A 26460-nucleotide genomic window follows, 5' to 3' on the forward strand; every position below is an offset into this window, starting at 1 on the left:
CCCCCCCCCCCCCCCCCCCCCCCCCCCCCCCCCCCCCCCCCCCCGCGGCGAACGGGCACAATGGCGGGCATGACCTCGCCCTCCTGCCCCTGCGGCCTGGCCGAACCGTACGGGAACTGCTGCGGACGTCGGCACACGGGCGCCGCGGCGGCACCCACCGCCGAGGCGCTGATGCGCTCCCGCTACAGCGCCTTCGTGAAGCAGGACGCGGGATACCTGCTGCGCACCTGGCACCCGCGGACCCGGCCCGAGCGGCTCGACCTGGACCCGGGGATGCGGTGGACGGGACTGGAGATCCTCGGCACCAGCGGCGGATCGGCCTTCCACACCACGGGCACGGTGACCTTCCGGGCGTCGTACCGGGGCGGCTCACTGCACGAGCGCAGCCGCTTCGAGCGGGTGGACGGGGCCTGGGTGTACGTGGACGGGGACTTCCCGGGCCAGTAGCTCCGGGCGGACGCCCCCGCAGCCCCGGCCGGACACCCCCGCAGCCCCTGACCGGGCACATCGCGCCCCCGGTCGGGCATGTCGGAGCGGCGGCCGGACGGCGGGGCGCTCACGGGAGCCGCGATCGGCCGCGCCCGGCGGGCCCGCCGGGCGCGGGAGGTCTAGGGCGCCAGGATGTCCAGTTCGCGCAGAGCGCCGACGGTGATCTCTCGGGTGAGGCGTTCGGCGGCCTCGGCGTCGCCCGCGCGCACCGCCTCCGCGACCCGGACGTGCAGGGTGACGGCGGCCGGGTCGGGATCCTCGAACATGACCTCGTGCTCGGTGCGGCCGGTCAGCACCTCCGCGACGACGTCACCGAGGCGGGCGAACATCTCGTTGCCGGAGGCCCGGAGGATCACCCGGTGGAAGGCCACGTCGTGGACGAGGTAGCCCTCCAGGCGGTGGCCGCGCGAGTGGGCCACCATGCCGAGCGCGCTCTCGGTGAGTTCGGCGCACTGCTCGGCGGTGGCGTGCTGCGCGGCCAGACCCGCCGCGACCGGCTCGACCGCCGAGCGCAGCACGGTGAGCGAGCGCAGCTGCCGCGGCCGGTCGGCTCCCGCGAGGCGCCAGCGGATGACCTGAGGGTCGTAGACGTCCCACTCGCACCTGGGGCGGACGGTCACGCCCACCCGGCGGCGGGACTCCACCAGGTGCATGGACTCCAGCACCCGCAGCGCCTCGCGCATCACCGAGCGTGACACCTCGAGGCGCTGGGCCAGTTCGTCCGTGCGCAGCACGCTGCCCGGCGGGTACTCGCCTGCGGTGATGGCGGGGCCGAGGGTGTCCAGTACGCGGCCGTGCAGCCCTCGGCCCGGAGTGGTCATGCGCACAGGGTACGGGCCGCACCACCCCCATAATAAGTCAGACTTATTAGCCACATGAGCTTGAATTAGTCATACCTAATGGGTTTCAGTGTCCCGGCATCAACGGGTCGACAGGACAGCGAGGCAGCGATGAGCACCCCCCGCGTCGTCGTGGTCATGGGCGTGGCCGGAACCGGCAAGACCACCATCGGTCCCCTGCTGGCAGCCCGGCTCGGCGTTCCGTACGCCGAGGGCGACGACTTCCACCCCGCGGCCAACATCGCCAGGATGACGTCCGGGGTCCCGCTCACCGACGAGGACCGGCTGCCCTGGTTGGACGCCATCGGCGCCTGGGCGGACCGGCGGGCGGGGCTCGGCGGGGTCGTCGCCTGCTCCGCACTGAAGCGGTCGTACCGGGACCGCCTCAGGGCCGCCGCTCCCGGCGTGGTGTTCGTGCACCTCACCGGCGACCGGGCGCTCATCGCCGAGCGGATGGCGCGGCGGCGGGGGCACTTCATGCCCACGGCGCTGCTCGACTCCCAGTTCGCCGCGCTCCAGCCGCTCCAGCCGGACGAGGCCGGCGTCGAGGTGGATGTCGCGGGCAGCCCGGAGCAGATCGCCGGGCGGGCCGCGACGGCCCTGGAGGCACTGCCCGAGCCCGCCCCCTGACCAGCCCCCGGCCCGGAGGAGCAGGTGCCGGCCCACGCCCTCGCGCACCGCTCCGGGCCTACTCGGCCCAGGCTCGCTCCAACTGGGCTCCGAAGGTGGCGGGCTCGCGCCCGATCAGCTCGGCGAGCGTCGGGTCGACGGCGGTGAACTCACCGTTCCGCGCCGCCGCGAAGATGCTCACCAACAGATCGGCGATCGGTGCCGGGGCGCCGTGCGCCAGGACCTGCTCGCGGAAGGCGTCGTCGGGGACGACGGTCCGGGTGAAGGGCCGCCCGGTGGCCCGGGACGCGATCTCGGCGACGGCGGCGAAGTCGAGCGCCGCAGCGCCGGTGAGCGGCGGGGTGGGCCCCTCGAAGCGCACCTCCCCGGCGAGGACCGCGGCGGTGGCCTCGGCGAGGTCGTCGTGGCCGGTCCAGGCGACCGGGCCGTCGGCGGGGAGGGCGATGTCGCCGGTGCGGCGGGCGGACTCCAGGAACTGCAGGGCGCTGGCCGCGTAGAAGCCGTTGCGCAGCGCGGTCCAGGGCAGGCCGGTGGCGCGCAGCAGGTCCTCGGTCCGGGCGTGGTCGCGGCACGCCTGGAAGCGGGAGTCGTGGGCGGCGCCCATCTGGCTGGTGTAGAGGATGCGGCCGACGCCGGCCTTCACGGCGGCGTCGACGGCGGTGCGATGGCCGGTGACGCACTCCTCGCCGGTGCGGTCGAGGGAGACGAGGAGAAGCCGCTCGGCCCCCTCGAAGGCGTGCGCGAGCGAGGTGGGGTCGTCGAAGCTGCCCCGCCGGACACGGACGCCGCGGTCGGCGAGGTCCCGAGTCTTGCGGGGGTCGCGGACGCTGACGCCGACGCGGTCGGCGGGAACACGCTGCAGCAGGCGTTCGACGGTGCGACGGCCGAGCTTCCCGGTGGCTCCGGTCACGATGATCACGTGTTCTCCCGAGGTTGTTTCCAGTGGAATCAGCTTGACGCTAACACCGGAATATCAATGGAACCAAATCCTCGATACCATCGGTTCATGGTTACCCGCGACACCCTCGACAGTCCCCGCCGCCGCATCGTCGAGGCGGCCGTCGAGCTACTGGAGAACGGCGGCCCGGACGCGGTGAGCACCCGCGCGGTCGCCGCTGCGGCCGGCATGCAGCCGCCGGCGATCTACCGCCTCTTCGGCGACAAGGAGGGGCTCCTCGAGGCCGTCGCGGAGCACGGCTACGCGCAGTTCCTGGAGAGCAAGCGCGCGCTGCTCGATCCCGAACCGCAGGACGCGGTGGAGGATCTGCGCCGCGGCTGGGACACGGTGGTGGAGTTCGGGATCTCCCGCCCCGAGTTGTTCGCGGTGATGAACAGGGCCACCGGCCGGGGCGCGGACCTGGCGCACCGCGCGGGCCTGGAGATCCTCCACGGCCGGGTGCGCCGGCTGGCGGCCGGGGGGTGGCTGCGGGTCGACGAGGAACTGGCCGCGCAGATCATCCAGGCCACCGGCCGGGGCGCGGTCACCACCTGGCACTCCACCCCGGCGGACCGCCGCAACCCGGCACTGCTGACCGTCCTGCGCGAGGCCATGGTCGCCGCCGTCACCCGCGCCGAACCGACGGTCCCCGCCGCGGAGAGCGGGCCCCCCGCGGCGGCCCGCGCGCTGCGCGCCGCCCTCCCCGACGATGCCGATGTCCTGAGCGACGCCGAGCAGCACCTGCTGCGCGAGTGGCTCGACCGGCTCGCGGCGGACGGCGACGGCCGCCGGGAAGGGACTGCGGGCGGCCGCACGGATCCGGCCGGTTCGCCGTCGTCCGGAACGCCCCGCCGACCTTGACCGCGTCTCGACCGCCCGCGGTCGGCCACGCGCGCGGTCGACGCGTCCGGGCGCACCTCGGGGACGGGCTGGGGCGGGCGCGGGGCCGGGGTCAGGCCCCCCGCCTCCCCCCGGGCCCACGCACACGGCCGGGCCCCGCACACGGCCTTGAATTCAAGGGGTCACCGCACACGACCGGGGCCCCGGACCCCGGCGGATCCCGCGGCCCCGGCAGGGCACTCGGACCCGGCAGGGCACTCCACCCCGGCAGGGCACTCCGCGTCGGCAGGGCACTCGGCGTCCGCGCCGGGGCTCAGCGGGCCCTCAGGGCCGCCACAGGGGGTGCTCCCGTTCGGCCCAGTCGCGGCCGACGGTGCCGGTCCGCAGACCGCGGCGGGCCTCGGGGTCGCCGAGCGCCATGCCGATGTGGCCGGCCAGGACGACACCGACGGTCAGGGCCAGCCAGTCGTGGACGAAGGTCGCACCGGTCCGCCACACCAGCGGTGTGAGCCGGGTGAACCACATCATCAGGCCGGTGCCGAGCATCACCAGCGCCGCCCCCGCGATCCACGACGCGTACAGCTTCTGCCCGGCGTTGAACTTCCCCGCCGGGCGGGACGCCGGCCGCCTGTCGCGGCGCAGGGCGGCGCGCAGCCAGCGACGGTCGTGCGGGCCGAAGCGGTTGAGCCGGCCCAGGTCGGCCCGGAACGCACGGGACGCCAGCCCGGCGAGGACCGGCAGCGGAAGGGCGAGCCCGGCGTACTCGTGCACGCGGACGACGAGGGCGCGGCGCCCGACGAGTTCGGCGAGCTGCGGTACGTACAGGCAGGCCGCGGTGGCCACGCACACGCCCATCAGCGCGGCGGTCGTGCGGTGCACCCACCGCTCCGCGCGGGTGAAGCGGTGCAGCCGCGCGGTCCGCGGGGCGGGCGCGTCAGCTCGTAGGCTCATCATCACGTCCGTTCGACCGTCCGACCCAGGCGTCCACGTCGTAGCCGCGCTTCTCCCAGAAGCCGGGCCGCACCCCGTCGGTGACGGTGATGCCGGAGAGCCACTTGGCGGACTTGTAGAAGTACATCGGGGCGACGTAGAGGCGGACCGGGCCGCCGTGGGCGTGCCCGAGGTCCTTGTCCTGCATGCGCAGGGCGACCAGGACGTCCGACCGGCGGGCCTGGTCGAGCGTGAGGCTCTCGGTGTAGGTGCCGTCGAAGCAGGTGAAGCGGACCGCCCGGGCTCCGGGGCGGATCCCGGCGGCGTCGAGCAGCCGGGACAGCCGGACGCCTTCGAAGGGAGTGCCCGGCACGCGCCAGCCGGTGACGCACTGGACGTCCCGGACCAGCCGGGTCTGCGGCTGGTTCCGCAGCTCGGTGAGGCTGTAGGCGCGGGGCCGGTCCACCAGGCCGTCGACGGTGAGGCGGTAGGTGGCGGCGTCCCGGTGCGGGACGGAGGAGGCGACGGAGTAGTAGCGGAAGCCGCCGCCGTTGGGCAGCAGACCGGTCAGGCCGGTCGGGTCCTTCTCGGCGGCTCCGGCGAGGAAGGACTCCAGGCCGCGCTGCAGGCCGGGCGCCACGGCCACGCCGAGGGCGCCCAGACCGAGGGTGCCGAGGAAGACGCGGCGGCCGACCGGGGTTCCGCCCCGCTCCTCGCTTGGTTCCTGGTTCACTCCTCCATTCGAGCACCCGCGCCCCCGGCGGGGCCAGCGAACGCGGGTGCTCGTCAGCGTTCCGTAAGCACTGCGGCGCGGGCGCTCAGGACGGTGCCCGCTCGGCCTCCCTCTCCAGTTGGAACGCCTCGTTGCCGAGGCCGATGCGGGCGTGCGCCTCGGGGTTGCGGAAGCGCAGCACCCGCCCGTGCACGAGGCCGGCGAGCAGGGCGAGGCCGATGATGCCGGGCAGCAGCCAGTTGAGGACCGAGTCGGGGCCCGAACCGACGAGGACGTCGAAGTCCTTGACGGTGTAGCCGATGATGACGGCCAGTGCGACGGTGGCCAGGCCGGAGGCGGCCAGGCGCCAGAACTGGGGGCCGGCGGCGCCCCGGCGGACGAAGAAGACGATGACGGAGACCGAGGCGGCCGCCATGAGCAGGGTGACGCCGAGCGCACCGACGTTGCCCATCCAGGTGAACAGGTGCAGGACCGGCGCGGTGGGGTCGCCGGCCGCCCCGTCGTCGGTCAGCGCGAACGCGGCCACGACCAGGAGGGAGATCGCCGACTGGAGCAGCGACCCGGCTCCGGGTGCGCCGCTCGCGCCGCTGGTGCGGCCGAAGGCGGCGGGGAGCAGTCCCTCGCGGCCCATGGCGAAGGCGTACCGGGCGACCACGTTGTGGAAGCTGAGCATGGCGGCGAACATGCCGGTCACGAACAGCACGTGCAGGACGTCGGTGAAGGTGTGGCCGAGCAGGTCCTCGGTGAGGAAGAACAGCAGTCCGGCGCTCTGCTTGCGTGCGGTTCCGACGATCGCGGCGGGGCCGGTGACGACGGTGAGCGCCCAGCACGAGACGGTGTAGAAGACCGCGATGCCGCCGACGGCGAGGAACATCACCCGGGGCACCAGGACGTGCGGGCGGCTGGTCTCCTCGGCGTAGACGGGGGCCTGTTCGAAGCCGAGGAAGGCCGCGACGCAGAAGCAGAGGGCGGTGCCGATGCCGGCGCCGGACAGGGTGCCCGGGTCGAAGGCGTGCAGGGACAGGCCCTGCGGGCCGGGGTCGGAGACGGCGGCGACGTCGAAGACGACGACGAGGACCACCTCGACGAGGAGCAGCACGCCGAGCACGCGGGCGTTGAGGTCGATCTTGAGCCGGCCGAGCACACCGACGAGGACGACGGCGAGGAGGGCGGGCACCCACCAGGCGAGTTCGATGTCGAGGTAGGTGGCGAACAGGCCCGACACCTCGAAGCCGAAGATGCCGTAGATGCCGACCTGGAGGGCGCTGTAGGCGACGAGTGCGACCAGGGCGGAGCCGGCGCCGGCGGTGCCGCCGAGGCCGCGGGAGATGTACGCGTAGAAGGCTCCGGCGTTGTGCACGTGCCGGCTCATCTCTGCGTATCCGACGCCGAAGAGGGCGAGCACCGCGCCCAGGACGACGAAGAGCAGGGGCTGCCCCTCCACCCCCATCACCCCGAATGTGGTGGGCATGACACCCGCGACCACCATGAGGGGTGCGGTGGCGGCGAGCACCGAGAGCAGCAGGCCCGGCGTACCGAGCCGGTTCGCACGCAGGGCGCGGTCCTGGCCCTTGAAGGTACTGATGCCGCCGCTGTCGGCGGCCGGTCTGCTCGGACTCGAACTGCCTGTGGTCATCGCGGTGTCCTTTCGGGACTTCGGGGGGCGTGCCGGGGCTTTGCGGGGTGGTGCGCCGCCGTCAGCTCGCGCCGAGTGCGCGGTCGCGGGCGGCGCGGAAGGCGGCGAGCGGTTCCCGGTCGGGATAGGACCAGGGCGCGGCCGTGGCGTGGTCGCCGATGCGGTGGAAGAGGGCGGCGGCCTCGGCGCCCCGCCCCTCGCAGACCTTGGCGTGGGCCAGGAAGTTGAGGTCGACCAGCCGCCTCGGGTGGCCCTCGTGCTCCCATTCCAGCCACCAGTCGAAGGCGGCCTTCATCACCTGCCTGGCGCGGCGGCCGGTCCAGTGGCCGGAGGCGGCCGGATCGGCGGGGGCGAAGCCGGCGGCGGCCAGCACGCGGTAGCGCTCGGCGTGCGCGACGACCGGGAGGATCGCCAGCGGGGAGTCCGCGGGGGCCTGTTCGGCGGCCCAGTTGGCGAAGTCGTACGCCTCGTGCAGCGGATCCGGGCCGTCGGCGGCGCGCAGCTCGGCGAGGCGGGCCACCATCAGGTGGTGGGCGTGGTGGTGGTCGGGGTGACGGGCGCGGACCTGCTCGAAGGTGCGGACGGTGTCGTCGTCACGGCCGACGGTGCGCTCCAGCAGCAGCAGGGCGAGCCACGGGGTGGGGTCGCCGGGCGCGAGCGCGGCCGCGCCGCGGCAGGCGTCGCGGGCCCGGTCGGGCTTCTCGCGGCCCCGTAAACAGCGCTCGACCAGGGCGGCGGCGTGCAGCACGGACGCGTCGGCGGAGTCGGGTTCGGCGAGCAGCCAGTCCTTCGCCCAGGCGGCGCAGTACGTCTCCTGGGCGAGGACGCAGACGCGGTGGCCGCGGCGGTCGAGGTCGTCACCCGTGCGCGCGAGCAGGGTGCGGGCGGCCTGCCAGCGGCCCTGGGCCAGTGCGCCGCGCGCGGCGACGAGGTCGGTGTCGTCCAGCGCGGCGTCGAAGATCTGGGCCGCGCGCCTGCGGCCGCGGCCGAGCGGGGGCGGAGGTGGGGGCACCGCGGGACTACCTCGTGTTCCTTCTGTTGTTCCTCTGTGCCGGCAGTGGCGTCAGCGGCGCGCGCGGCGGCTCCGACGCGCACCGAACCGATCACTCACAGCAAACCGGCACCCAACAATCGCCGTCAAGAGCCGACAGCACATGACACGCGTCAACATCTTTGTTACTGGCGGGAATTGAGTGATGTGCGGTACGGAAGGATCGGGCGGGCCGCGGAGTCAGCCGACCGGAGCGCCGGACCGACGGGCACGCGGATCCCGGCGCGCACCCCCGCCGCCGCCCCGCTCGGCGCGGACACGCGGCCGCAACCGGCGCGGGGCCCTGCTTGGATGGGCGCATGACCCCTGCTGAGGAGATCCTCGACATCGTCGACGACCAGGACCGGGTCGTCGGACAGGCACCGCGCGGCCGCGTGTACGCCGAGGGCCTGCGCCACCGCTGCGTCTTCGTCCAGGCCCGCGACGCGGCGGGCCGCCTCTTCGTCCACCGCCGCACCCCGACCAAGCTGGTGTTCCCCTCCCGGTACGACATGTTCGTCGGCGGGGTGGTCGGCGCGGGCGAGACCTACGACGAGGCCGCCCTGCGCGAGGCCGAGGAGGAGCTGGGGGTGAGCGGCCTGCCCCGCCCGGAGTTCCTCTTCAAGTTCCTCTACGACGACGGCGCCGGCCTCGGCTGGTGGTCGTCGGTGTACCGGGTCCGCTGCGAGCTGCCGGTGCGGCCCCAGGTCGAGGAGGTGGCCTGGCACGCCTTCCTGCCCGAGGAGGAGGTCGAGGCGCGCCTGGATCAGTGGGCGTGGGTCCCCGACGGGCTGGCGGCCTACCGTCGGCTCCGGGCGTTCCGGGCACACGGCTGACCGGGAGCCGGAGCAGCAGCGCCGGGTCGATAGGGTCCTGTGTCGTGATCGACTTCGTACGGAACCTCCGGCTGTGGTTCGCACCCATGCGTGTCCGGGAGGAGGGCAGCACGCCCGACTACCGCTTCTCGCTGGCCAACGAGCGCACCTTCCTGGCCTGGCTGCGCACCGCGCTGGCGCTGATCGGGGGCGGTTTCGCGGTGGACCAGTTCCTCCCGGACCTGCGCTGGGGCTGGCGGGTCGGACTCGCACTGGCACTCCTGGCGTCGGGCGTGCTGTGCGCACTGCGTGCGGTGAACCACTGGGTGAACTGCGAGCGGGCGATGCGGCGGGGCGAGGACCTGCCGGTGTCCCGTTTCCCGGCGCTGCTCAGCCTCGCGGTGGCCTTCGTGGCCCTGGCCATGGTGGTGGTGGTGCTGGTGGGGTGGGAGGGTTGACCACCGGTCGCCGGGACGGGTCGCCGGACGCCCGGGATCCGGGGCTCCAGCCGGAGCGGACCAGGCTGGCCTGGCGGCGTACGACGCTGTCCTGCACCGTTGCCGCGCTGCTCGCGGTGAGGACCGCGCTGCACGGCGGGGCGACGGCCGCCGGGATCACGGTGTGCGCGCTGTGCCTGCTCCTGTGGCTCGGCTTCCTGCGGGTCGCCCACGGCCGGGTCCGGTCTCTCTCGGTGCCGGACCGCCCCCGGCTGCTCGGTCCCCGCCAGGCCACGGCGGCGACGCTGTGCACGGTGGCCCTGGCGGTGTGTGCGGCGGCACTGCTGTTCTAGGGGGTCCCCGGAGGGCGCGGGGCCGGCGTGCCTCAGCCGGTCCGCGCGGTCTCGTCGACCGTGACCACGATCTTGCCGCGGGTGCGGCCCTGCTGGTTGCGGCGGTGGGCGTCCGCCGCCCGGCGCAGTGGATAGGACTCCTCCACGTGGACGTTCACCACGCCTTGCTCCGCGAGCTCGCTCAGCTTCTGCAGTTCGTCGGCGTCCGGCCGCACCCAGCAGTAGCGGCCGCCGTAGGAGGTGACCTCCGGGTCGGCGATCGACGCCAGCCGGCCGCCCGAGGCCAGGACCTGTGCGGAGGCGAGCAGCGCGTCGCCGCCGACGGTGTCGAAGGCCGCGTCGACGCCTTCCGGAGCCAGCCCCCGCACCCGGTCCGCCAGGCCCCCGCCGTAGCTCACCGGCTCGCCGCCCAGCCGGCGCACGAAGTCGTGGTTGCGCTCGCTCGCGGTGCCGATGACCCGTGCGCCGAAGTGCCGGGCGAGCTGCACGGCGAGGGAGCCCACCCCGCCGGCCGCGGCGTGCACCAGCACGGTCTCGCCGCGCTTGACCGCCAGCGCCCCGGTGAGCACCTGGTAGGCGGTCAGGCCGCACAGCGGGAGCCCGGCGGCCTCCTCGAAGGAGAGGTTGCGCGGCTTGCGGGCCAGGGTGCGCACCGGTGCGGCGACGTACTCGGCGAAGGTGCCGCGGGAGAGGAAGTCCTCGCGCACGTAGCCGATCACCTCGTCGCCGGCCTCGAACTCGGTGACGGAGACCCCCGGGCGTTCGACCACGCCCGAGACGTCCCAACCGGGAACCACCGGGAAGACCGGTTCGAGCATGCCGTCCAGATAGCCCTCGCGGCACTTCCAGTCGACGGGGTTGACGGCTGCCGCGCGCACCCGCACCAGGACGGCGTCGGGGCCGACCCGGGGTTCGCGGACCTCGCCGAACTCCAGTACCTCGGGACCGCCGTACCGGCTGTAGCTGATCGCCTTCATGGGACCGACCCTCCGGGGTGGGCGGGCATCGCGCAAGCCGGACTCCCCCGCGCGGCTCCCGCCGCGGGGCGTCCGTCGGGCAGCATGCCGTGCCCGTCGGCGCGGCGGGGCGGGGGCGTCGGCGCGGCGGTGGCTGGAGCGGCGGGGCGGCGGTGGCTGGAGCGGCGGACGACCGGGGTGCAGGTGGTCCGGGTGCGGTCGGCTTAGGGTGGCACCGGTCACGTTCGTGCCGCCTACTGGACGGCATACCGACTGGTCGGCATGATATGTGGGTCCCGTCGTCCCCGTACGGAGGAGCCCTGCATGAGCCCCGACCACCCGCCCGGACTCGATCTCGACCGGCTGCGCGGCCTGCTCGACCGCGAGCGGCCCGGCCTGGTGCAGGGTGCCCTGACCGGCCGGCTGATCGAGGGCGGACGGTCGAACCTCACCTACGCCGTCAGTGACGGCACCGCCCGCTGGGTGGTACGCCGGCCCCCGCTCGGCCACGTGCTGGCCACCGCGCACGACATGAAGCGCGAGCACCGGGTGATCAGCGCGCTCCACCCGACGGACGTGCCCGTCCCCCGGCCGGTACTGCTGTGCGAGGACGAGGAGGTGCTCGGCGCGCCCTTCTACGTGATGGAGTTCGTCGACGGCACCCCGTACCGCACCGCCGACCAGCTCGCCCCGCTCGGCCCCGAGCGCACCCGGGGCATCGTGCTGGACCTCGTCGACACCCTGGTCGACCTGCACGCGGTGGACCCCGCGGCGGTGGGCCTCGCCGGCTTCGGCCGCCCGGAGGGCTTCCTGGACCGCCAGCTGCGCCGCTGGGGCAAGCAGCTCGACGCCTCCCGCAACCGCGAACTGGCCGGCATCGACGAACTGCACGCCGCCCTCGGGCGGGAGCTGCCCCGCTCCCCCGCGCCCGCGGTGGTGCACGGCGACTACCGGCTCGACAACGTCCTCATCGGTCCGGCCGGGGCGCCGGCCGGACCCGCCGGGGGCACCGACCGGATCAGGGCGATCCTCGACTGGGAGATGTCCACGCTCGGCGACCCGCTGACCGACCTGGGGCTGCTGGTGATGTACAGCACGCCGCTGGGCACGGCCGCCTCGCCGGTCTCCACCACCGCCGAGGCCCCCGGCCACCCGGCGCCGTCCGAACTGGTCGCCCGCTACGCCGAGCGGTCCGGCCGGGACGTGTCGGCCGTCTCCTGGTACACGGCGTTCGCCTGGTTCAAGCTCGCCGTGATCCTGGAGGGCATCCACTACCGCTACACCCTGGGCCAGACCGTCGGCCGCGGCTTCGACCGCATCGGCGACCTCGTCCCGGTCTTCATCGAGCACGGTCTGACCACTCTCCAGGAAGGCTGAACCGCCATGGACTTCGCGTTCGACGCGCGCACCGAGGAGCTGCGCGCCAAGCTGCTCGCCTTCATGGACGAGCACGTGTACCCGGCCGAGGCGACCGCGCACGAGCAGCGCGCGCGCCTGGCCTCCCCGTGGGACACCCCGCCCGTGGTGGAGGAGCTGAAGGCCGAGGCGCGCCGGCGGGGCCTGTGGAACCTGTTCCTGCCGGACGCCCGGCACGGCGCCGGCCTGACCAATCTCCAGTACGCGCCGCTCGCCGAGATCACCGGGCGTTCCCCGCAGCTCGCGCCGACCGCGACGAACTGCGCGGCGCCCGACACCGGGAACATGGAGGTGCTGGCCCAGTTCGGCGACGAGCGGCAGCAGAAGCAGTGGCTGGAGCCGCTGCTCGCCGGGGAGATCCGCTCGGCGTTCGCGATGACCGAGCCGGAGGTGGCGTCCTCCGACGCGACGAACATCGAGACGCGGATCGAACGGGACGGCGACGAGTACGTCATCACGGGCCGCAAGTGGTACATCTCCGGGGCGATGAACCCGGACTGCTCGATCTTCATCGTGATGGGCAAGACCGACCCGGACGGCGCGGACGTCCGCCGCCAGCAGTCCATGGTGCTGGTGCCGCGCGACACCCCGGGTGTCACCGTCACCCGGGCGATGCAGGTGTTCGGCTACGAGGACCACTACCACGGCGGCCACGCCGAGGTGGTCTTCGACGGCGCGCGGGTTCCGGTGGCGAACCTGATCGGCGAGGAGGGCGGCGGCTTCGCCATCGCGCAGGCCCGGTTGGGCCCCGGCCGCATCCACCACTGCATGCGGCTGATCGGCATGGCGGAACGGGCGATCGAGCTGATGTGCCGCCGGGCGGCGAGCCGTACCGCCTTCGGCAAGGCCCTCGGACAGCAGGGCGTGGTGCACAACTGGATCGCCGACGCGCGGGTCGCCGTCGAGCAGCTGCGGCTGCTGGTGCTGAAGACGGCCTGGCTGATGGACACCGTCGGCAACCGCGGCGCGCACACCGAGATCCAGGCCATCAAGATCGCCACACCGCGGGCGGTCGTCGACATCATCGACCGCGCCATCCAGCTCCACGGGGCCGGCGGCGTCAGCCAGGACTTCCCGCTGGCCGAACTGTACGCGGGCGCCCGCACCCTCATGATCGCCGACGGGCCGGACGAGGTGCACCAGCGCTCGCTGGCCCGGCGGGAGCTGAAGAAGTACCTGTGAGGCACGCGTGAGGGGCGGGCGGTGCCGTCGCGCGGCCGCACCGCCCGCCCCCGCCCGCGGTCAGGGGCGCAGGGCCCGCAGCAGCAGGTCGGCCAGGTGGTCGGCGACCTCCTGCGGGCCGAGCGGGCCCCCGGGCCGGTACCAGGTCGACAGGTGGTGCACCGAACCGAAGTGGTAGTCGACCACCAGGTCCGCCGGGGTCGCGGTGGAGAACACGCCGGAGCGCTGGCCCTCCTCGATCAGCGCGCGGAAGCGTTCGTGGTAGCGGCGGCGCTCCGCGCGCACCTGCTTGTTCTTCTCCGGGCTGAGGTGGTGCATGGACCGGAAGAAGATCGACGCGTCGTCGAGGTTGTCGATGGTCGTCACCACCACGTCCGCCGCGGCCTCCCTGAGCCGCCGCTCCACGGGGGCGTCCAGCCCGGCGAAGTGGTCCAGCCGCTCCTGCTGGAGGCGCAGCACCCGCGCGTACACCTCGTGCAGCAGGTCGTCCTTGGAGCCGAAGTAGTGGTAGAGCGCCCCCTTGGTGACGCCTGCCGCCTCGACGATCTCCTGCACCGAGGTGCGGTCGTATCCCTGCTCTGCGAAGAGCCGGGTGGCGGCGGCCAGGAGCCGCTGCGGCACCGGAGTACCGTCCCCGTCCGTCGTCCTGGGCACTGCCGCCACCTGCCTTCCGTGGTGTCCTACTCGGTCTCGTGTGCGCGGGAACGCAGTTCCCGACGGAGGATCTTCCCACTTGCCGTCTTCGGCAGCTCGGGCAGGATCTCCACCTGGCGCGGATACTTGTAGGCGGCCAGTCTCTCCTTGCAGTGCGCGGCGAGTTCGTCCGGACTCGCCGCGGCCCCCGGACGCAGGCTGACGCAGGCCTTCACGGTCTCGCCGCGGTAGCCGTCGGGCACGCCCACCACGGCGGCCTCCCGCACCGCGGGGTGGGTGTAGAGCACGTCCTCCACCTCGCGCGGCCAGACCTTGAAGCCGGAGGCGTTGATCATGTCCTTCTTGCGGTCGACGACGTAGAGCCAGCCCTGTTCGTCCATGAAGCCGATGTCGCCGGTGCGCAGTTCGCCGTCCGGGAAGGTCTCCGCGGTGGCGTCGGGCCGGCGCCAGTAGCCGGGCACCACCTGCGGGCCGCGGACGAGGATCTCGCCCGGCTCGCCGAACGGCACCTCGCGGCCCTCGTCGTCGACGATCCGCACGACCGTGTCGGGTCCGGGCAGGCCGACCGCCAGCGTTCCGGAGACGGGGTCGACGGGCGCCTCCAGTTGCGGCGGCACGGAGGCGCAGGGCGCGGTGCACTCGGTGAGCCCGTAGCCGTTGCGGATGTACGGGCCGAAGCCGGCGCGGAACTTCTCGACCAGGGCCGGCGGCAGCGGGGCGCCGCCGGAGGAGATGGTGGCGAACGAGGAGAAGTGGTCGCGGGTGCAGGAGGGGTGGGCGGCCAGCGCCATGAACGCGGTCGACGGGCCGACGGTGTAGTGCGGGCGGTGCGCGGCGAAGGCGTCCAGGACCACACCGGCCTCGAAGCGGTAGGCCAGCACCAGCGTGCCCGCGCTGTCCAGGCAGGCGGCGAACTGGACCACCATTCCGGTGATGTGGAACAGCGGCGCCATCGCGAAGTAGACCGGCGGATCGGGCAGGTCGAGTCCGGTGCGCTGCCGTTCGGCGTTGTACATGATGTTGCCGTGCGTGTTGGTGGCGCCCTTGGGGGTGCCGCTGGTGCCCGAGGTGTAGCTGATCAGGGCGGTGTCGGCGGGGCCGGGGGTGCGGCCCTCGGGGGCCCGGTGGCCGGCGCGGGCCGCGGCTGTCAGGTCCTCGGCGTCGGCGGCCTGCGGCAGCCGTTCGAAGGAGAGCACCCGGGCGTCGTCGCTCGTCTGGAAGTCGCGCTCGCAGGCGGTCAGCGCGATCCGCACGGGCGAGTCGGCCGCCGTGGCGCGCAGGTACGACTCCCACGCCCGGTCCGAGCAGATCAGTGCGGCCGCCTCGGCGTCCCGCAGCACGTGCGCGACCTCGGCCGACTTGTACATCGGGTTGACCGGGACCACGGTGGCGCCGGCCTTCCAGGCGCCGAGCACGGCGAGCACGAAGTGCGGGGAGTTCTGCAGCAGGACGGCGACGCGGTCGCCGCGTTCCAGGCCGCGGGCGGCGAGGTGGCCGGCGACGGAGTCGGTGAGCCGGTCCACCTCGCGGTAGGTCAGCCGGCCGTCGAAGTAGGCGAGGAAGTCCCGGTCGGGGGCCTCGTCGACGACCCGGCGCAGCGCGTGCAGCAGGGAGTCGGCCGGGTCCGCGGGGGCGAGCTGGGCTTCCGTGAGCAGCGCGCGCCAGGGCCGGGCGGCGTAGCGGGAGTCGCTCATCGGCGGGCCTCCCAGGTCTGCTGGAGGTGGTTCATCCCGTTCAGCCAGCGGTCCGGTTCGGCGGCGCGGGCCTGGTAGTAGTCGGCGACCTCGGGGTGCGGGAGGATCAGGAAGCGGTCCTCCTCCATGCCCCGGAACAGGGCGTCCGCGACGCCCTCGGGTGCGATGGCGGTGGGCTTGAGGACCAGGTCCCCGGCGCTGCCGGTGCCGGCCAGCATGTCGGTGCGCACGCCCTGCGGGCAGACGGCGTGGACGTGGACGCCGCGGTGGCGGTACGTCAGCGACAGCCATTCGGCGAAGGCGTAGGCGCCGTGCTTGGTGACGCTGTAGGGCGCGGCCCCGATCATGGTGAGCAGGCCGGCCGCGGAGACGGTGGACACGAAGCGGCCCCGGCCGCGCTCCAGCCAGTCCGGGAGCAGGGCGCGGGCCGCCCGGACGTGGGCCATGACGTTGACGTCCCAGGCGAGCGCCCAGACGCTCTCCTCGGCGGCCTCGGTGCCGCCGGAGCCGACGCCGGCGTTGGCGCAGTACACGTCGACCGTGCCGCCGAGCGCGTCCCGGGCGTCGGCGACGACGGCGGAGGCGTCGCCGGGGACCGCGGTGCCGCCGATCTCGTCGGCGACGGCCTTCGCCTTGGCCGCGTCGAGGTCGTTGACCGCGACGCGGGCGCCGGCGGCGGCGAACCGCCGGGCCAGTGCGGCCCCGATGCCGCCTCCCGCCCCCGTGACGACCACTCCGGCACCCTGTAGTGCTTCCACCCTCGGTCTCCTTCGACGCGACGCGATACGGCTCCGGCAGTTGCGGCGCCAGACTAACCGGTCGGTATGTAGTAGGGAAAGGGTGAACGCGAGACCCCGCTCCCCGGCGGACGGGAAGCGGGGTGCGACACACGGCCCCGCGGGCGCGGCGGCGTCCGCCGTACGGCCCGCGCGCCCGCGGAGAGCCGCTCGAGGTGCCGGACGCCGAGGGGCCGCGACCGCAGGGCGACGAGCCGCCGGAGCATCCGAGTGGCGGACTGCCGGAGCGTCGGGCCTGCTCCGGGGTGCGGTGGCGGACCGCGGTGCGCGGCCCGCCACCCGCGGGTCACCGGTGCGAGGTGAACTCCACGACCTGCTGGTACGTCGGACGGTTCTGCCAGCCGATCCTTCCGTGCCCGATGCCGCCGAGGGGGCGCTGGACGATCGAGTCGGCGCACCACTGGTCGCCGGCCGCACACTGGTCGTCACCGGGGTAGACCTCGGCCGCGGTCCGGCCGGCGGCCTCCTTCAGGGTGCCGAGCAGCACCTCCCGGCAGGCGGCGAGCTCGCCACCGCCGCAGTACGTGCGCGCCAGCGGCCCGCGCACCGTCTCCCCGAGCACCGACCGGATGTCCTTGTCGACATAGCTCCACCAGCCGTACTGGAAGGAGCTTCCGGCGTGCGCCCCGGTCGGCCCGTGGCCGGCGGACGGCGGCTCGTCGACGGGCAGCGCGGCGGTGAGGGTCCGGTAGAGACCGCTGCCGAGGCCCGGTTCGAACTCGGCCTTCACCAGCAGGGGCCACCAGGCGTCCAGGATGCGGATCGCGTCGGCGTCGGCGTACGTCCGCGAACCGGCCGAGGTCTCGGTGCGCCGGGCGCCCGCGGACAGCCAGCCCTGCAGGTCCGCCACGGCCGAGGCCGCCGTGGCGTCGGTGACCGGGGCGCTGGTCACCACCTTCAGCAGCTCCGGCAGCACGTCCTCGGCGCGCAGGTCGGTCAGGCCCGCCTCCTCCATCGCCCGCACCAGAGACACCCGGGTCACTCCCCCGGCGGCGACGAGCTTCTTCACCCGGTCGTCCAGCAGGTTTCCGCGGTGCACCGACCCGTCGCCCCAGGACGCGGCGGAGTACCCCGCGGCCTGCTTGTTGTTCCAGGAGATGTAGTAGTCCTGGTCGACGGAGTTCGGGTGCGCGGAGGGCGGGGTGTAGGCGGCGGTGTTGTCCGCGGGGTCCCAGTCGCGCCACTCGAAGGCGGGCCGCGCCCACACCGGGAGGTCGGAGTCGACGCCGTCGGCGCGCACCGGGTTGTCGCCGCTGTTGTGGTACGCGGTGTGCTCGGAGTCGGCGTAGAACCAGTTGAACGTGTAGTTGATGTGCTGGACGGCCTTCTGGAAGTCCTGCGGGCCCTTGACGTACCCGGGGTCGTTGAGCATCTGGAAGCCGATGATGGAGTCGGCCTCGTGCAGGAACGAGGAGCGCAGGCTGGTGTAGGCGACCTTGGTGCCGCCGACCGTCGCCCGGTACTGGACGGGACCGTACGCGGTGCGCCAGACGCGCATCGTGTAGGAGCCGGCGGCCGTGCCGTCGGCGACCGTGGGCGACCAGGAGTTCTTCTGCTCGACCTGCTCCATGGCGGTGCAGGTGCCGTGGTAGAGGTAGTGGTGGTCGTCCTGGCAGAGTTCCACGGCGTAGGTGTCGATGATGTCCTGGCCGGAAGTGGTCGCGCTCCAGGCGTAGTCCTGGCCGCGCCCCAGCTCCACGTACATGCTCAGTCCGGCGAAGGAGGCGCCGCGGGCGCTGATGCCGGGCCCCTGGATCTCCTGGAGCATCAGCAGTTGCGGGGCGAAGTAGCCGGTCTGCGGGCCGAAGACGGCGACCGGCCGGCCGCTGGCGGTGTGCGCCCCGCTGACCACCAGGGCGTTGGACATGCCGCGCCGGGCGGAGGTCACGGCCGCCTTCGCGGCCGCGGTGGAGGCGTCGGACGCGGCGGACCCGGACGCGCTGCCGGTGCGGTCGTAGACGAGCGGCTCCGCGGTCACCGAGCCGGGGTCGGGCAGGGCCAGGCCCTGCGGGTCGTCGGGCCGGGTGGCGTACGGGAAGCTGCGGCCGTCGTGGACGGTGAGGACGGCCTCGGGATCGTCGCGTTCGCGGAAGGACTCCCAGAGGCGGGTGCCCTCCTCCACGCCGTACCGGTCCTGGGCGGCCAGGAGTGAGACGGCGTTGCCGACCTCGCCGCCGCCGCCGGAGCCGAACAGGGCACCGACCACGGAGGCCAGCGCGACCATGTCGGTGATCTTGAAGTGGTGGATGGTGCCGGAGTTGGTGAGGGCGTTCTTGTGTCCGGTCAGGTCGTACTCGCCCGGGAAGTAGCGGCCGCTGTCGGAGGCGTCGATGTAGGCGTTGATGCCGTCCAGGTAGGCGTTGACGTCGGCGAGGGCCTGCTGCCCGCGGGCGCCGTTGGCGTCGATCGCGCGGTCGATCTGGGCCTGCAGGTCGGCCTCGGTGTAGGGCGCGTTCCGCCAGAACTGCTGCTCCAGGCCCTGGTTGGCGGGGGCGCCGCCGGCGAAGGAGGTCAACTGACCGCGACCGACGTGCCGGAAGACGTCCATCAGCCACAGGCGGTCCTCGGCGGCCGCGTATCCGGCGCCGAACTCGGTGCCGTACCGGGTGCTGCCGGTGATGTGCGGCACACCGCTGCGCTTGTCGCGGACGATGGTCACGTCGCCGCGGCCCGCGGGCCTCTCGGTGGAGGCGACCTGCCCGGAGGGGACGCCGAAGGAGGCGTCCTCGAAGAAGTTGTTGATCTTGTCGGTGGTGAGGGTCGAGTAGCCGCCGGCCAGGTTCGCGTACGGACCGAGTTGGTCCTCGGCGTGCGCCGGCTGGGTGCCGAAGGCCTGGTGGAGCAGGATCTGGAAGAGGGTGGCGTTCCCGTTCTCACCGGGCGGCAGGATGTCGGAACACTGCCCGCCGCAGTGGTCGTTGGCGGCGGTCGCCGGGTCCGCGGCGGCCGCCGCGGGGGAAAGCGGGGACAAAAGCCCGGCAACGAGGAGGCATACGGAGACGGCCTTCAGGAACCCGGGGAATCCGTGGGGAGTTCTCAGTCTGTCGAAGGTGCTTCGTGGGGTGCGCCGTGACATGGGCAACTCCTACCGACGAGGGGTGGCCCGGATGTTACCGACGGTATCTTCCGGCGTGAAGATGAACGGGCGTCACTTTTCGGAGAGGTCGACGGACGACGGCAAGGGGCGGCTTATGGCAGCCATCGCACATCGGATGGACGGCGGGGGAGCCGAATCGCCTGTCGAAACGTCTATTCGGCGACGGCGTGCGAGGTTTGCGCGGTCGACGCCGAAGTAACCGAAGTACAGGTGCAGGTGTGACGGAGGTGCAAGGCGATGGCGGGTTTCCGAAGTCTGGCGAGACAGGTGCGCGACCCGGGGTGCGATCTGGCGCTGCGGCGGTACTCACTGCGCAAGTGCCTGGAACGGTTCGCCCCCTACGGGCACAGGGCCACCTGGGACCACCTGTGCGGCCGGTGGGGCTTCGCCCCCGAGGACCGGTCCCCGGACCCGGCACGACTCGTGGCCGCGCTGGACGAACTGGAGGAGGCGCGGTCGGTCTGGCTGGCCTACGAGAGCGCGTTCGCCGAACGCCGCAGGAAGGAGAAGCACGACGGGTTGCGCAGACCCGGCAGCGTGGACGACTGGCACCGCATGACCTGGGGCGGCTTCGGCATCGCCTGGTGCGACGACCCGCGTGTCCACCCCCGTGACCCGCTGGCCGACGTGCTGCGCCGGCTGATCGCCGCGCTGGAGCGCGCGCCGGGCGCGCACTGCCCGGCCTGCGGCGGGGAGCACCTCGCCTGGCGGTACGGCCTGGACCACGAGCCCTCCTCGGGCCCGGTCTGCGCGGACTGCGGCATCCTGGTGCCGCTCCCCGTGCTCACACCGGAGGCACTGACCGGCGCACGGCGCGGACCGCTGCTGGTGTCCGCGTAGGACCGCTGCCGGCAAGGGCGCAGGACGCAGGGGGGCCTGTGCGGGGGACGCCGGGGGTGCGCCGGGGATGCCGCACCCCTTCGACGGTCCGCACGAGCCGCAAGGCACGGCAGGAATCGGAACGGACCGCACGACCGGCGCGACGCCGGTCCGCCGCGAGGCACCGCCCGGCCGGGGAACCGACTCGGCCGCACCGGGGCGGCGCAGGGCTCGCGGGGCAAGCGCAGCCGCGAACGAGCGGCACACCGGGCGACGGGGCGGCACACGGTCGCACCGGAGGCGGGGCCGGCGGGCACGCGATCACATCGGAGGCGGGGCGGTCAGGACCCGGTCCCTCCGGTCGTCAGCCGGGAGCCGGTACGGCGTTCACCGTAGGCGTCGTCCGGGTTGGACAGGACGCAGGCGTTCAACGAGAGGCAGCCGCAGCCGATGCAGTCGCTGAGGTGGTCGCGCAGACGGGTGAGCTGCGTGATGCGCTCGTCCAGCTCCGCACGCCACGCCTCGGAGAGCCGCGCCCAGTCCTCGCGGGTCGGGGTGCGCTCCTCGGGGAGCGAGGCGAGCGCCTCGCGGATCGTGGCCAGCGGGATGCCGACGCGCTGGGCGGCGCGCACGAAGGCCACCCGCCGCAGGGCGTCTCGTGCGTAGCGGCGCTGGTTGCCGACGGTGCGGCTGCTGCTGATCAGGCCTTTGGCCTCGTAGAAGTGCAAGGCCGAGACGGCGACGCCGCTGCGGGCGGCGAGCTGGCCGACCGTCAGCCGGTGGATCTTCTCGGGAATCTTCGGCACCCCCGCGACCCTACCGGGCGCGGCGGGGCGGGTGCCGTTGACACCCGCCCCGAGGACGACCATGCTAAGCAGTTGCTTAGATACGCGTACCCGGGAGACTGACATGGCAGAGCCGAGGACCTTCACCTCCGTAGCGGAACTCAAGGCGGCGGTCGGCGAGCAGCTGGGGCACACCGACTGGCTGGAGATCGACCAGAAGCGGATCGACCTGTTCGCGGAGGCCACCGGCGACCACCAGTGGATCCACGTGGATCCCGAGAAGGCCGCCGCCGGACCGTTCGGCACCACCATCGCGCACGGATACCTGACGCTGTCGCTGCTGCCGCTGTTCGGACCGCAGCTGATCGCGGTCGAGGGGGTGAGGATGGGGGTGAACTACGGCACCAACAAGGTCCGCTTCCCCTCCCCCGTCCCCGTCGGCTCACGGCTCCGCGCCACCGGGACGATCACCTCCGTGGACGACGTGGCCGGCGGGGTGCAACTGGCCGTGGCGTACACCGTGGAGCGCGAGGGCGGGGACAAGCCGGTCTGCGTCGCGGAGGCCGTGGCCCGGTACTACCTCTGACGACCGGTCCGGTCCGCACCGCCCGGGGCCCGGGCCCCCCTGAGACGCGCCCCGCGCGAGGCGCCGCACCGCCCCGGGCGGCCGCCGGAGACCGGCCGGGCACGGCGGCCTCCCGGCCGGTCCCCGGCGGCACGAGCGCCGTCCGGGGATCGCGGCCGCGTGCACGGCGCGGTCCGCCGCAACGGGCTCAGCGGGCGGCACCCACCATGCGCAGCACGAGGTCGGCGTAGAGCGCGCCGACCTCCTCGGGCGTGCGGGGGCCGTCCACGTTGAACCAGCGGGCCACGTCGATGCACAGGGAGAGCACGGCGAGGGTGGTGCCCCGCACGTCCGGGACGTCGAACTCCCCGGCGGCCACGCCGTCCTCGATGATGCCGCGCACCTCGGCGTCGACCTGGCGGCGCAGGCCCAGGATCTCGGCGCGGGCGTCGGGCCCCAGCGAGTCCAGCTCGTACTGGACCACCCGCGCCGTGGTCCGCCCGCCGGCGTGCCAGCGGACGAAGGAGCTCACCGCGTCGGCGAGCCGCTCGGTGGCGCTGCCCTCGCGCCGCGCGGCCGTCCGCAGGATGTCGAGGGCCTTCTCGTGGCCGATCCGGCTGATGCGGTGGAGCAGCTCTTCCTTGGTCTTGTAGTGGATGTAGAGCGCCGCCGGGCTCATGCCGGCGCGGCCCGCGATGTCACGGGTCGTGGTGGCGTGGTAGCCGCGCTCCGCGAAGGCCTCCACCGCGGCGACCAGAAGCCGCCGGGCCGCGTCGGGCGTGACCTCGCCCCACGGCTGCACCTCGCCGCCGGCCGTCTCCTCCGCCGTAGTCATCGCCTTCGCCCCTCTCGGTGACTCGAGTTCCCACCATACCGCTCCGGGTGAGCGCTCGCTTAGAGGGCGGTCCGGGCGGCCGGTGCCGCCCGCCCGCCGGACCGCGGGCCGGGACGTGACCCGCCGGATCGCCGTCCGGGGCTGCGGCGCCCGCTCGACGGCTCGGCCCGGCGGCTCGGCGGCCCGGCGGCTCGGCGGCTCGGCGGCTCGGCGGCTCGGCGGCTCGGCGGCTCGGCGGCTCGGCGGCTCGGCGGCTCGGCGGCTCGGGAAGCCTCAGAGCTTCTCGAACGGATCGTGCCCGGCAAGCAGCTTCTCCACCCGTGCCTGGTCGACCCGGCTCACCAGTTGCCCTGCCTCCTGGCGGTCCCGGACGACCTTGGCCAGGCCGAAGGCCGAGGTCACGAGGTAGAGCACGGCGATGCTGAGGAAGGCGCGGACCCAGCCGTCGGCGTTCAGCCGGTAGATGCCGACTCCGGTCGCCACCAGCGCGACGGCGAAGGAGGCGACGGCCTGGCCGTAGAAGGCGGCCGTGGTGTGCTGTCTGACCGATGTCTCACTCATGCGGCAAGCATCGGGGCAGGTGGCGGCCGTCACATCCGTCGGGGTACTCAGAACCGTACTCAGCGGGCGGGCACCGCGGCCCCGGAGGTACCGGGACCGGCGGCCCGGGAGAGTTCAGAAGGCGGACACCCCGGTCAGCGCGCGGCCGATGACCAGCTTCTGGATCTGGCTGGTGCCCTCGTAGAGGGTCATCACGCGGGCGTCGCGCAGCAGCTTGCCCGCCGGGTACTCGTCGATGTACCCGTAGCCGCCGAAGACCTGGAGGGCGTTGTTGGCCGCGCGCACCGCAGCCTCCGAGGCGAACAGCTTCGCCTTCGACGACTCGACGGCGAAGGGTTCACCGCGGTCGATCAGGTCGGCGACCCGCCAGGTCAGCAGCCGGGCCGCGTCGACGTCGACGGCGATGTCGCTGATCAGTTCCTGGACGAGCTGGTGGTGGGCGATGGTCCTGCCGAACTGCTCGCGCTCGCCCGCGTACCGCACGGCCGCGTCCAGGGCGGCCTGGGCTATGCCGACGCAGCCCGCCGCCACCGACATGCGCCCCTTCGCCAGCGCGGACATGGCGACGGAGAAGCCGCGCCCCTCCTCCCCCAGGATCGCGGAGGCGGGGACGCGCACGTCCTCGAGGACCAGTTCGGCGGTCGCCTGGCCGCGCAGCCCGAGCTTGCCGTGGATGGTGCGGCGGGTCAGTCCCGGGGTGTCGGTGGGGACGAGGAAGGCGGTGACGCCCTTGTGGCCCGGGGCGTCCGTGGAGCGGGCGAAGAGCAGCACGACGTCGGCCCAGGTCCCGTTCGTGATGAACATCTTGGTGCCGTTGACCACGTAGTCGTCGCCGTCCCGGACCGCGCGGGTGGTGAGGTTCCCGGCGTCCGATCCGGTGCCGGGTTCGGTGAGGCCGAAGCAGCCCACGAGCTCACCGGCGGTGAGGCCGGGCAGCCACCGGCGCTTCTGCTCCTCGTTCCCCCGGGCCGCGATGGTCTTGGCGACCAGACCGAGCGAGACGGAGACGATGCCGCGCACAGACGAGTCCCCGCGGCCCAGTTCCTCCGTCACCAGGCAGTACGCCAGGTGGTCGCCGCCCGAGCCGCCGTACTCCTCGTCGATGGTCAGTCCGAGGAAGCCGACCTCGCCGAGCTTCTTCACCACGGAGCGGTCCACCTCCTCGGCGCGGTCCCAGGCCACCGCGCCGGGGACGACCTCGCGCTCGACGAAGTCCCGGGCGAGCTGCCGTACGGCGCGCTGCTCCTCGCTGAGCCCCAGGTTCACCACATGATCACCCCACAGAGAGAGCCGGCGCCGGACCGGGCACCCGCACACCGGCACCGGACACCCGGCACCGGGCGTTGGAGACTTTGAAAGCCGGACATTTAAATTAGCACTGCTAGTTTACTGTTGCAGCCCTACTATGTGCGCCATGGCCCGACCGCGCAAGCCCCTCCTCAGCACCGACCGGATCGTCCGCACGGCTCGGGAACTCGTGGACGCGGAGGGCCTGGCGGCCGTCTCCACCCGTCGGCTCGCCGCGGAACTCGGCGTCAGCGGGCCCTCGCTCTACAACCACTTCCGCACCAAGGACGAGATCCTGGAGGCCGTCGCCGACTCGGTGAGCGCGATGGTCGACCTGTCGATGTTCGAGGACGGCCGGGACTGGCGGACGGCGCTGCACGACTGGGCCGTCTCCTACCGGAGCGCGCTGCGCGACCACCCGAACATCGTCCCCGTCCTCGCGCGCGGTCCCGGCCGCCGCCCGGCCGCGCTCCGCCTGGCCGACGCCGCCTACGGCGCGATGGTCGAGGCGGGCTGGCCGCCCTCGCAGGCCACCTCGGTCGGCGCGCTGATGCGGTACTTCATCATGGGTTCGGCGCTGGGCTCCTTCGCCGGCGGATTCGTGGAGGACCCGAGCGCCTACGACCCGGCCGACTACCCGCACCTCGGCCAGGCCCACCTGCTCGCCGAGCAGCAGGAGAAGATCGACGAGCGCGCCTTCGAGACCGGCCTCACCGCGCTGCTGGACGGCCTGGCACAGCAGTACGCCCGGCTGACGCGACCGGCGTAGCCGGCGGCGGGGCCGGCGCGCCGACCGCCTCCCGCGTCACGAGTTCCGTGCCGCGACACCGGGACACCGGTGCCGCGACTCGGGGGCGGCCCGGCTTCCGCCCCGCGGGGACACACAGCGTCAGGTCCGAAATCCGCGAGACGACTGACGCGATGTGGCCTAGCTTCTGGGGCATGACGAAGACCGCTTCCTCCGGCCGCCCCGAATTCCTCGCCGCCGGCGCCGCCCTGGTGACCGTGGTGCTGTGGGCCTCCGCGTTCGTGTCCATCCGCAGCGCGGGCAGCGCCTACTCACCGGGCGCGCTTGCCCTGGGCCGCCTGCTGGCCGGTTCGCTGACCCTGGGCGCGCTGTGCCTGGTGCGCCGCGAGGGACTGCCTCCGCGGTCCGCGTGGCGGGGCACGATCGTCTCGGGCCTGCTGTGGTTCGGCTTCTACATGGTGGTCCTCAACTGGGGCGAGCAGCAGGTCGACGCGGGCACGGCCGCACTCGTGGTGAACGTCGGACCGATCCTCATCGCCCTGCTCGGCGCCCGGCTGCTCGGCGATCCGATGCCGCCGCGGCTGCTGGCGGGAATGGCGGTCTCGTTCGCGGGAGCCGTCACGGTCGGCCTGTCGATGTCCGGCGAGGGCGGTTCCTCGGTGCTCGGCGTGGTGCTGTGCCTGCTCGCCGCGGTGGCCTACGCGGGCGGGGTGGTGGCGCAGAAGCCGGCGCTGGGGCGGGCGAGCGCGCTGCAGGTGACGACGTTCGGCTGCCTGGTCGGGGCGGTGCTGTGCCTGCCGTTCGCGGGGCAGCTCGGCCACGAGGCCGTGCGGGCACCGCTGTCGGCGACGCTCAACATGCTGTACCTGGGGGTGTTCCCGACCGCTCTGGCCTTCACGACCTGGGCGTACGCGCTGGCCCGTACGACCGCCGGGCGGATGGGCGCGACGACGTACGCGGTGCCCGCGCTGGTGGTGCTGATGTCGTGGTCGGCACTGGGTGAGGTGCCGGCACCCGTCACGCTGGCGGGCGGGGCGCTGTGCCTGGCCGGGGTGGCGGTCTCCCGCTCCCGGCCCCGGGGCGCGAGGGCGGCCGCGCAGGCGCCGGAACTGGCCGCCCTCGCGGAGGAGGCGGCGGACGGCGGGCTCACCCGGACGAGAGGGTCCGGCGGCGCCTCCGTGTGAACGCGCCTGCGCGGCACGGCTCCGGCTCGCCGACCGCATGCGCCCCTGCACGTCCGCGCTCCCGGCCGGGAGCGCGGACGTGCAGGGGCGGACGCACGCCTCTCCCAGGCACCCCGGATCACGGCACCCGGCACACGGCCGGACCGTGCCACGGAAGCGGGGGGGGGGGGGGGGGGGGGGGGGGGGGGGGGGGGGGGGGGGGGGGGGGGGG

27 protein-coding genes are annotated in these 26460 nt (G+C 73.8%); 12 read left to right on the plus strand and 15 right to left on the minus strand.

Features of this window, described 5'->3' with window-relative positions; genetic code table 11:
• The first annotated feature begins 69 nt into the window (after positions 1–69).
• The gene (locus ACL02U_RS30785; RefSeq protein WP_412794279.1) at positions 70–447 is read left to right on the plus strand and encodes a YchJ family protein; all 378 of its coding nucleotides are present in this window, start codon (positions 70–72) and stop codon (positions 445–447) included.
• Between the two features lie 161 nt (positions 448–608).
• Here ACL02U_RS30785 and ACL02U_RS30790 read toward each other — a convergent pair whose 3' ends face one another.
• On the minus strand, positions 609–1310 hold the full coding sequence (locus ACL02U_RS30790; RefSeq protein WP_412794280.1) for a FadR/GntR family transcriptional regulator: 702 nt from the start codon (positions 1308–1310) through the stop codon (positions 609–611).
• A 129-nt stretch (positions 1311–1439) separates the two neighbouring features.
• On the opposite strand from ACL02U_RS30790, the gene ACL02U_RS30795 reads away from it, so the two are divergent.
• A complete protein-coding gene (locus ACL02U_RS30795) occupies positions 1440–1958 on the plus strand; it encodes a gluconokinase (protein WP_412794281.1) in 519 nt (172 codons plus the stop codon).
• A gap of 58 nt (positions 1959–2016) precedes the next feature.
• Here ACL02U_RS30795 and ACL02U_RS30800 read toward each other — a convergent pair whose 3' ends face one another.
• A complete protein-coding gene (locus ACL02U_RS30800) occupies positions 2017–2877 on the minus strand; it encodes an SDR family oxidoreductase (RefSeq protein WP_412794282.1) in 861 nt (286 codons plus the stop codon).
• A gap of 87 nt (positions 2878–2964) precedes the next feature.
• Between ACL02U_RS30800 and ACL02U_RS30805 the strand changes: the two genes are divergently transcribed.
• A complete protein-coding gene (locus tag ACL02U_RS30805; RefSeq protein WP_412794283.1) occupies positions 2965–3756 on the plus strand; it encodes a TetR/AcrR family transcriptional regulator in 792 nt (263 codons plus the stop codon).
• 303 nt (positions 3757–4059) lie between these two features.
• Here the strand turns inward: ACL02U_RS30805 and ACL02U_RS30810 are convergent, their stop codons facing one another.
• The 4 genes from ACL02U_RS30810 to ACL02U_RS30825 form a co-directional block, all read right to left on the minus strand.
• Positions 4060–4686 carry a cytochrome b/b6 domain-containing protein gene (locus ACL02U_RS30810; protein WP_412794284.1) on the minus strand — a complete coding sequence of 209 codons (627 nt, stop codon included), beginning with the start codon at positions 4684–4686 and terminating at the stop codon, positions 4060–4062.
• Complete coding sequence (locus ACL02U_RS30815) at positions 4670–5398, minus strand: molybdopterin-dependent oxidoreductase (protein ID WP_412794285.1); 729 nt, start codon at positions 5396–5398, stop codon at positions 4670–4672. The genes ACL02U_RS30810 and ACL02U_RS30815 overlap by 17 nt, the downstream gene beginning before the upstream one ends.
• Positions 5399–5483: 85 nt before the next feature.
• Positions 5484–7034 (minus strand): APC family permease, encoded by a 1551-nt coding sequence (locus ACL02U_RS30820; protein ID WP_412794286.1) that lies wholly within the window; start codon positions 7032–7034, stop codon positions 5484–5486.
• Positions 7035–7095: 61 nt separating this feature from the next.
• Entirely contained in the window at positions 7096–8046 is a 951-nt protein-coding gene (locus ACL02U_RS30825; protein WP_412794287.1) for a hypothetical protein, read from the minus strand.
• A gap of 338 nt (positions 8047–8384) precedes the next feature.
• Between ACL02U_RS30825 and ACL02U_RS30830 the strand changes: the two genes are divergently transcribed.
• Genes ACL02U_RS30830 through ACL02U_RS30840 form a run of 3 tightly spaced genes read left to right on the plus strand, consistent with a single transcriptional unit; the run spans position 8385 to position 9669 of the window.
• The gene (locus tag ACL02U_RS30830) at positions 8385–8900 is read left to right on the plus strand and encodes an NUDIX domain-containing protein (RefSeq protein WP_412794288.1); all 516 of its coding nucleotides are present in this window, start codon (positions 8385–8387) and stop codon (positions 8898–8900) included.
• A gap of 44 nt (positions 8901–8944) precedes the next feature.
• Positions 8945–9337 carry a YidH family protein gene (locus tag ACL02U_RS30835; RefSeq protein ID WP_412794289.1) on the plus strand — a complete coding sequence of 131 codons (393 nt, stop codon included), beginning with the start codon at positions 8945–8947 and terminating at the stop codon, positions 9335–9337.
• Complete coding sequence (locus ACL02U_RS30840; RefSeq protein ID WP_412794290.1) at positions 9334–9669, plus strand: DUF202 domain-containing protein; 336 nt, start codon at positions 9334–9336, stop codon at positions 9667–9669. Before ACL02U_RS30835 ends, ACL02U_RS30840 begins: the two co-directional genes overlap by 4 nt.
• A 32-nt stretch (positions 9670–9701) precedes the next feature.
• Here the strand turns inward: ACL02U_RS30840 and ACL02U_RS30845 are convergent, their stop codons facing one another.
• Positions 9702–10646, minus strand: a complete 945-nt coding sequence (locus ACL02U_RS30845) for an NADP-dependent oxidoreductase (RefSeq protein WP_412794291.1) — start codon at positions 10644–10646, stop codon at positions 9702–9704.
• Between the two features lie 303 nt (positions 10647–10949).
• Between ACL02U_RS30845 and ACL02U_RS30850 the strand changes: the two genes are divergently transcribed.
• Positions 10950–12002: a phosphotransferase family protein gene (locus ACL02U_RS30850; RefSeq protein WP_412794292.1), complete on the plus strand. Its 1053-nt coding sequence runs from the start codon at positions 10950–10952 to the stop codon at positions 12000–12002.
• Between the two features lie 6 nt (positions 12003–12008).
• Positions 12009–13223: an acyl-CoA dehydrogenase family protein gene (locus ACL02U_RS30855; protein WP_412794293.1), complete on the plus strand. Its 1215-nt coding sequence runs from the start codon at positions 12009–12011 to the stop codon at positions 13221–13223.
• Between the two features lie 60 nt (positions 13224–13283).
• Here the strand turns inward: ACL02U_RS30855 and ACL02U_RS30860 are convergent, their stop codons facing one another.
• From ACL02U_RS30860 to ACL02U_RS30875, 4 genes are all read right to left on the minus strand, one after another.
• On the minus strand, positions 13284–13877 hold the full coding sequence (locus ACL02U_RS30860; protein ID WP_412794294.1) for a TetR/AcrR family transcriptional regulator: 594 nt from the start codon (positions 13875–13877) through the stop codon (positions 13284–13286).
• 26 nt (positions 13878–13903) lie between these two features.
• Complete coding sequence (locus ACL02U_RS30865) at positions 13904–15571, minus strand: class I adenylate-forming enzyme family protein (RefSeq protein ID WP_412794295.1); 1668 nt, start codon at positions 15569–15571, stop codon at positions 13904–13906.
• Positions 15568–16329, minus strand: a complete 762-nt coding sequence (locus tag ACL02U_RS30870; RefSeq protein WP_412794296.1) for an SDR family oxidoreductase — start codon at positions 16327–16329, stop codon at positions 15568–15570. The genes ACL02U_RS30865 and ACL02U_RS30870 overlap by 4 nt, the downstream gene beginning before the upstream one ends.
• A 325-nt stretch (positions 16330–16654) precedes the next feature.
• Positions 16655–19444 carry a penicillin acylase family protein gene (locus ACL02U_RS30875; RefSeq protein ID WP_412794297.1) on the minus strand — a complete coding sequence of 930 codons (2790 nt, stop codon included), beginning with the start codon at positions 19442–19444 and terminating at the stop codon, positions 16655–16657.
• A gap of 258 nt (positions 19445–19702) precedes the next feature.
• Between ACL02U_RS30875 and ACL02U_RS30880 the strand changes: the two genes are divergently transcribed.
• Positions 19703–20305: a hypothetical protein gene (locus ACL02U_RS30880; protein ID WP_412794298.1), complete on the plus strand. Its 603-nt coding sequence runs from the start codon at positions 19703–19705 to the stop codon at positions 20303–20305.
• 320 nt (positions 20306–20625) lie between these two features.
• On the opposite strand, the gene soxR is transcribed toward ACL02U_RS30880, so the two are convergent.
• Complete coding sequence (gene soxR, locus ACL02U_RS30885) at positions 20626–21090, minus strand: redox-sensitive transcriptional activator SoxR (RefSeq protein ID WP_412794299.1); 465 nt, start codon at positions 21088–21090, stop codon at positions 20626–20628.
• A gap of 103 nt (positions 21091–21193) precedes the next feature.
• On the opposite strand from soxR, the gene ACL02U_RS30890 reads away from it, so the two are divergent.
• The gene (locus ACL02U_RS30890; RefSeq protein WP_412794300.1) at positions 21194–21655 is read left to right on the plus strand and encodes a MaoC family dehydratase; all 462 of its coding nucleotides are present in this window, start codon (positions 21194–21196) and stop codon (positions 21653–21655) included.
• A 187-nt stretch (positions 21656–21842) separates the two neighbouring features.
• Here ACL02U_RS30890 and ACL02U_RS30895 read toward each other — a convergent pair whose 3' ends face one another.
• The 3 genes from ACL02U_RS30895 to ACL02U_RS30905 form a co-directional block, all read right to left on the minus strand.
• The gene (locus ACL02U_RS30895; RefSeq protein ID WP_412794301.1) at positions 21843–22469 is read right to left on the minus strand and encodes a TetR/AcrR family transcriptional regulator; all 627 of its coding nucleotides are present in this window, start codon (positions 22467–22469) and stop codon (positions 21843–21845) included.
• Between the two features lie 273 nt (positions 22470–22742).
• Positions 22743–23030 carry a YiaA/YiaB family inner membrane protein gene (locus ACL02U_RS30900; protein WP_412794302.1) on the minus strand — a complete coding sequence of 96 codons (288 nt, stop codon included), beginning with the start codon at positions 23028–23030 and terminating at the stop codon, positions 22743–22745.
• A gap of 114 nt (positions 23031–23144) precedes the next feature.
• Positions 23145–24296: an acyl-CoA dehydrogenase family protein gene (locus ACL02U_RS30905; RefSeq protein WP_412794303.1), complete on the minus strand. Its 1152-nt coding sequence runs from the start codon at positions 24294–24296 to the stop codon at positions 23145–23147.
• A gap of 148 nt (positions 24297–24444) precedes the next feature.
• On the opposite strand from ACL02U_RS30905, the gene ACL02U_RS30910 reads away from it, so the two are divergent.
• Both ACL02U_RS30910 and ACL02U_RS30915 read left to right on the plus strand, forming a co-directional pair.
• Complete coding sequence (locus ACL02U_RS30910; RefSeq protein ID WP_412794304.1) at positions 24445–25086, plus strand: TetR/AcrR family transcriptional regulator; 642 nt, start codon at positions 24445–24447, stop codon at positions 25084–25086.
• Positions 25087–25259: 173 nt separating this feature from the next.
• A complete protein-coding gene (locus ACL02U_RS30915; protein ID WP_412794305.1) occupies positions 25260–26249 on the plus strand; it encodes a DMT family transporter in 990 nt (329 codons plus the stop codon).
• Positions 26250–26460 lie beyond the last annotated feature (211 nt).

Origin of the sequence: Streptomyces sp. MS06 (assembly GCF_047200655.1) — a bacterium.
Taxonomy (GTDB): Bacteria; Actinomycetota; Actinomycetes; order Streptomycetales; family Streptomycetaceae; genus Streptomyces.

Coding starts and splice junctions, on each gene's coding strand:
- ACL02U_RS30855 (WP_412794293.1), top strand. CDS start 12,009: ATGGACTTCGCGTTCGACGCGCGCACCGAGGAGCTGCGCGCCAAGCTG.
- ACL02U_RS30810 (WP_412794284.1), bottom strand. CDS start 4,686: ATGAGCCTACGAGCTGACGCGCCCGCCCCGCGGACCGCGCGGCTGCAC.
- ACL02U_RS30830 (WP_412794288.1), top strand. CDS start 8,385: ATGACCCCTGCTGAGGAGATCCTCGACATCGTCGACGACCAGGACCGG.
- ACL02U_RS30805 (WP_412794283.1), top strand. CDS start 2,965: ATGGTTACCCGCGACACCCTCGACAGTCCCCGCCGCCGCATCGTCGAG.
- ACL02U_RS30820 (WP_412794286.1), bottom strand. CDS start 7,034: ATGACCACAGGCAGTTCGAGTCCGAGCAGACCGGCCGCCGACAGCGGC.
- ACL02U_RS30890 (WP_412794300.1), top strand. CDS start 21,194: ATGGCAGAGCCGAGGACCTTCACCTCCGTAGCGGAACTCAAGGCGGCG.
- ACL02U_RS30795 (WP_412794281.1), top strand. CDS start 1,440: ATGAGCACCCCCCGCGTCGTCGTGGTCATGGGCGTGGCCGGAACCGGC.
- ACL02U_RS30865 (WP_412794295.1), bottom strand. CDS start 15,571: ATGAGCGACTCCCGCTACGCCGCCCGGCCCTGGCGCGCGCTGCTCACG.
- ACL02U_RS30900 (WP_412794302.1), bottom strand. CDS start 23,030: ATGAGTGAGACATCGGTCAGACAGCACACCACGGCCGCCTTCTACGGC.
- ACL02U_RS30785 (WP_412794279.1), top strand. CDS start 70: ATGACCTCGCCCTCCTGCCCCTGCGGCCTGGCCGAACCGTACGGGAAC.
- ACL02U_RS30875 (WP_412794297.1), bottom strand. CDS start 19,444: ATGTCACGGCGCACCCCACGAAGCACCTTCGACAGACTGAGAACTCCC.
- ACL02U_RS30910 (WP_412794304.1), top strand. CDS start 24,445: ATGGCCCGACCGCGCAAGCCCCTCCTCAGCACCGACCGGATCGTCCGC.
- ACL02U_RS30880 (WP_412794298.1), top strand. CDS start 19,703: ATGGCGGGTTTCCGAAGTCTGGCGAGACAGGTGCGCGACCCGGGGTGC.
- ACL02U_RS30790 (WP_412794280.1), bottom strand. CDS start 1,310: ATGACCACTCCGGGCCGAGGGCTGCACGGCCGCGTACTGGACACCCTC.
- ACL02U_RS30895 (WP_412794301.1), bottom strand. CDS start 22,469: ATGACTACGGCGGAGGAGACGGCCGGCGGCGAGGTGCAGCCGTGGGGC.
- ACL02U_RS30915 (WP_412794305.1), top strand. CDS start 25,260: ATGACGAAGACCGCTTCCTCCGGCCGCCCCGAATTCCTCGCCGCCGGC.
- ACL02U_RS30845 (WP_412794291.1), bottom strand. CDS start 10,646: ATGAAGGCGATCAGCTACAGCCGGTACGGCGGTCCCGAGGTACTGGAG.
- ACL02U_RS30850 (WP_412794292.1), top strand. CDS start 10,950: ATGAGCCCCGACCACCCGCCCGGACTCGATCTCGACCGGCTGCGCGGC.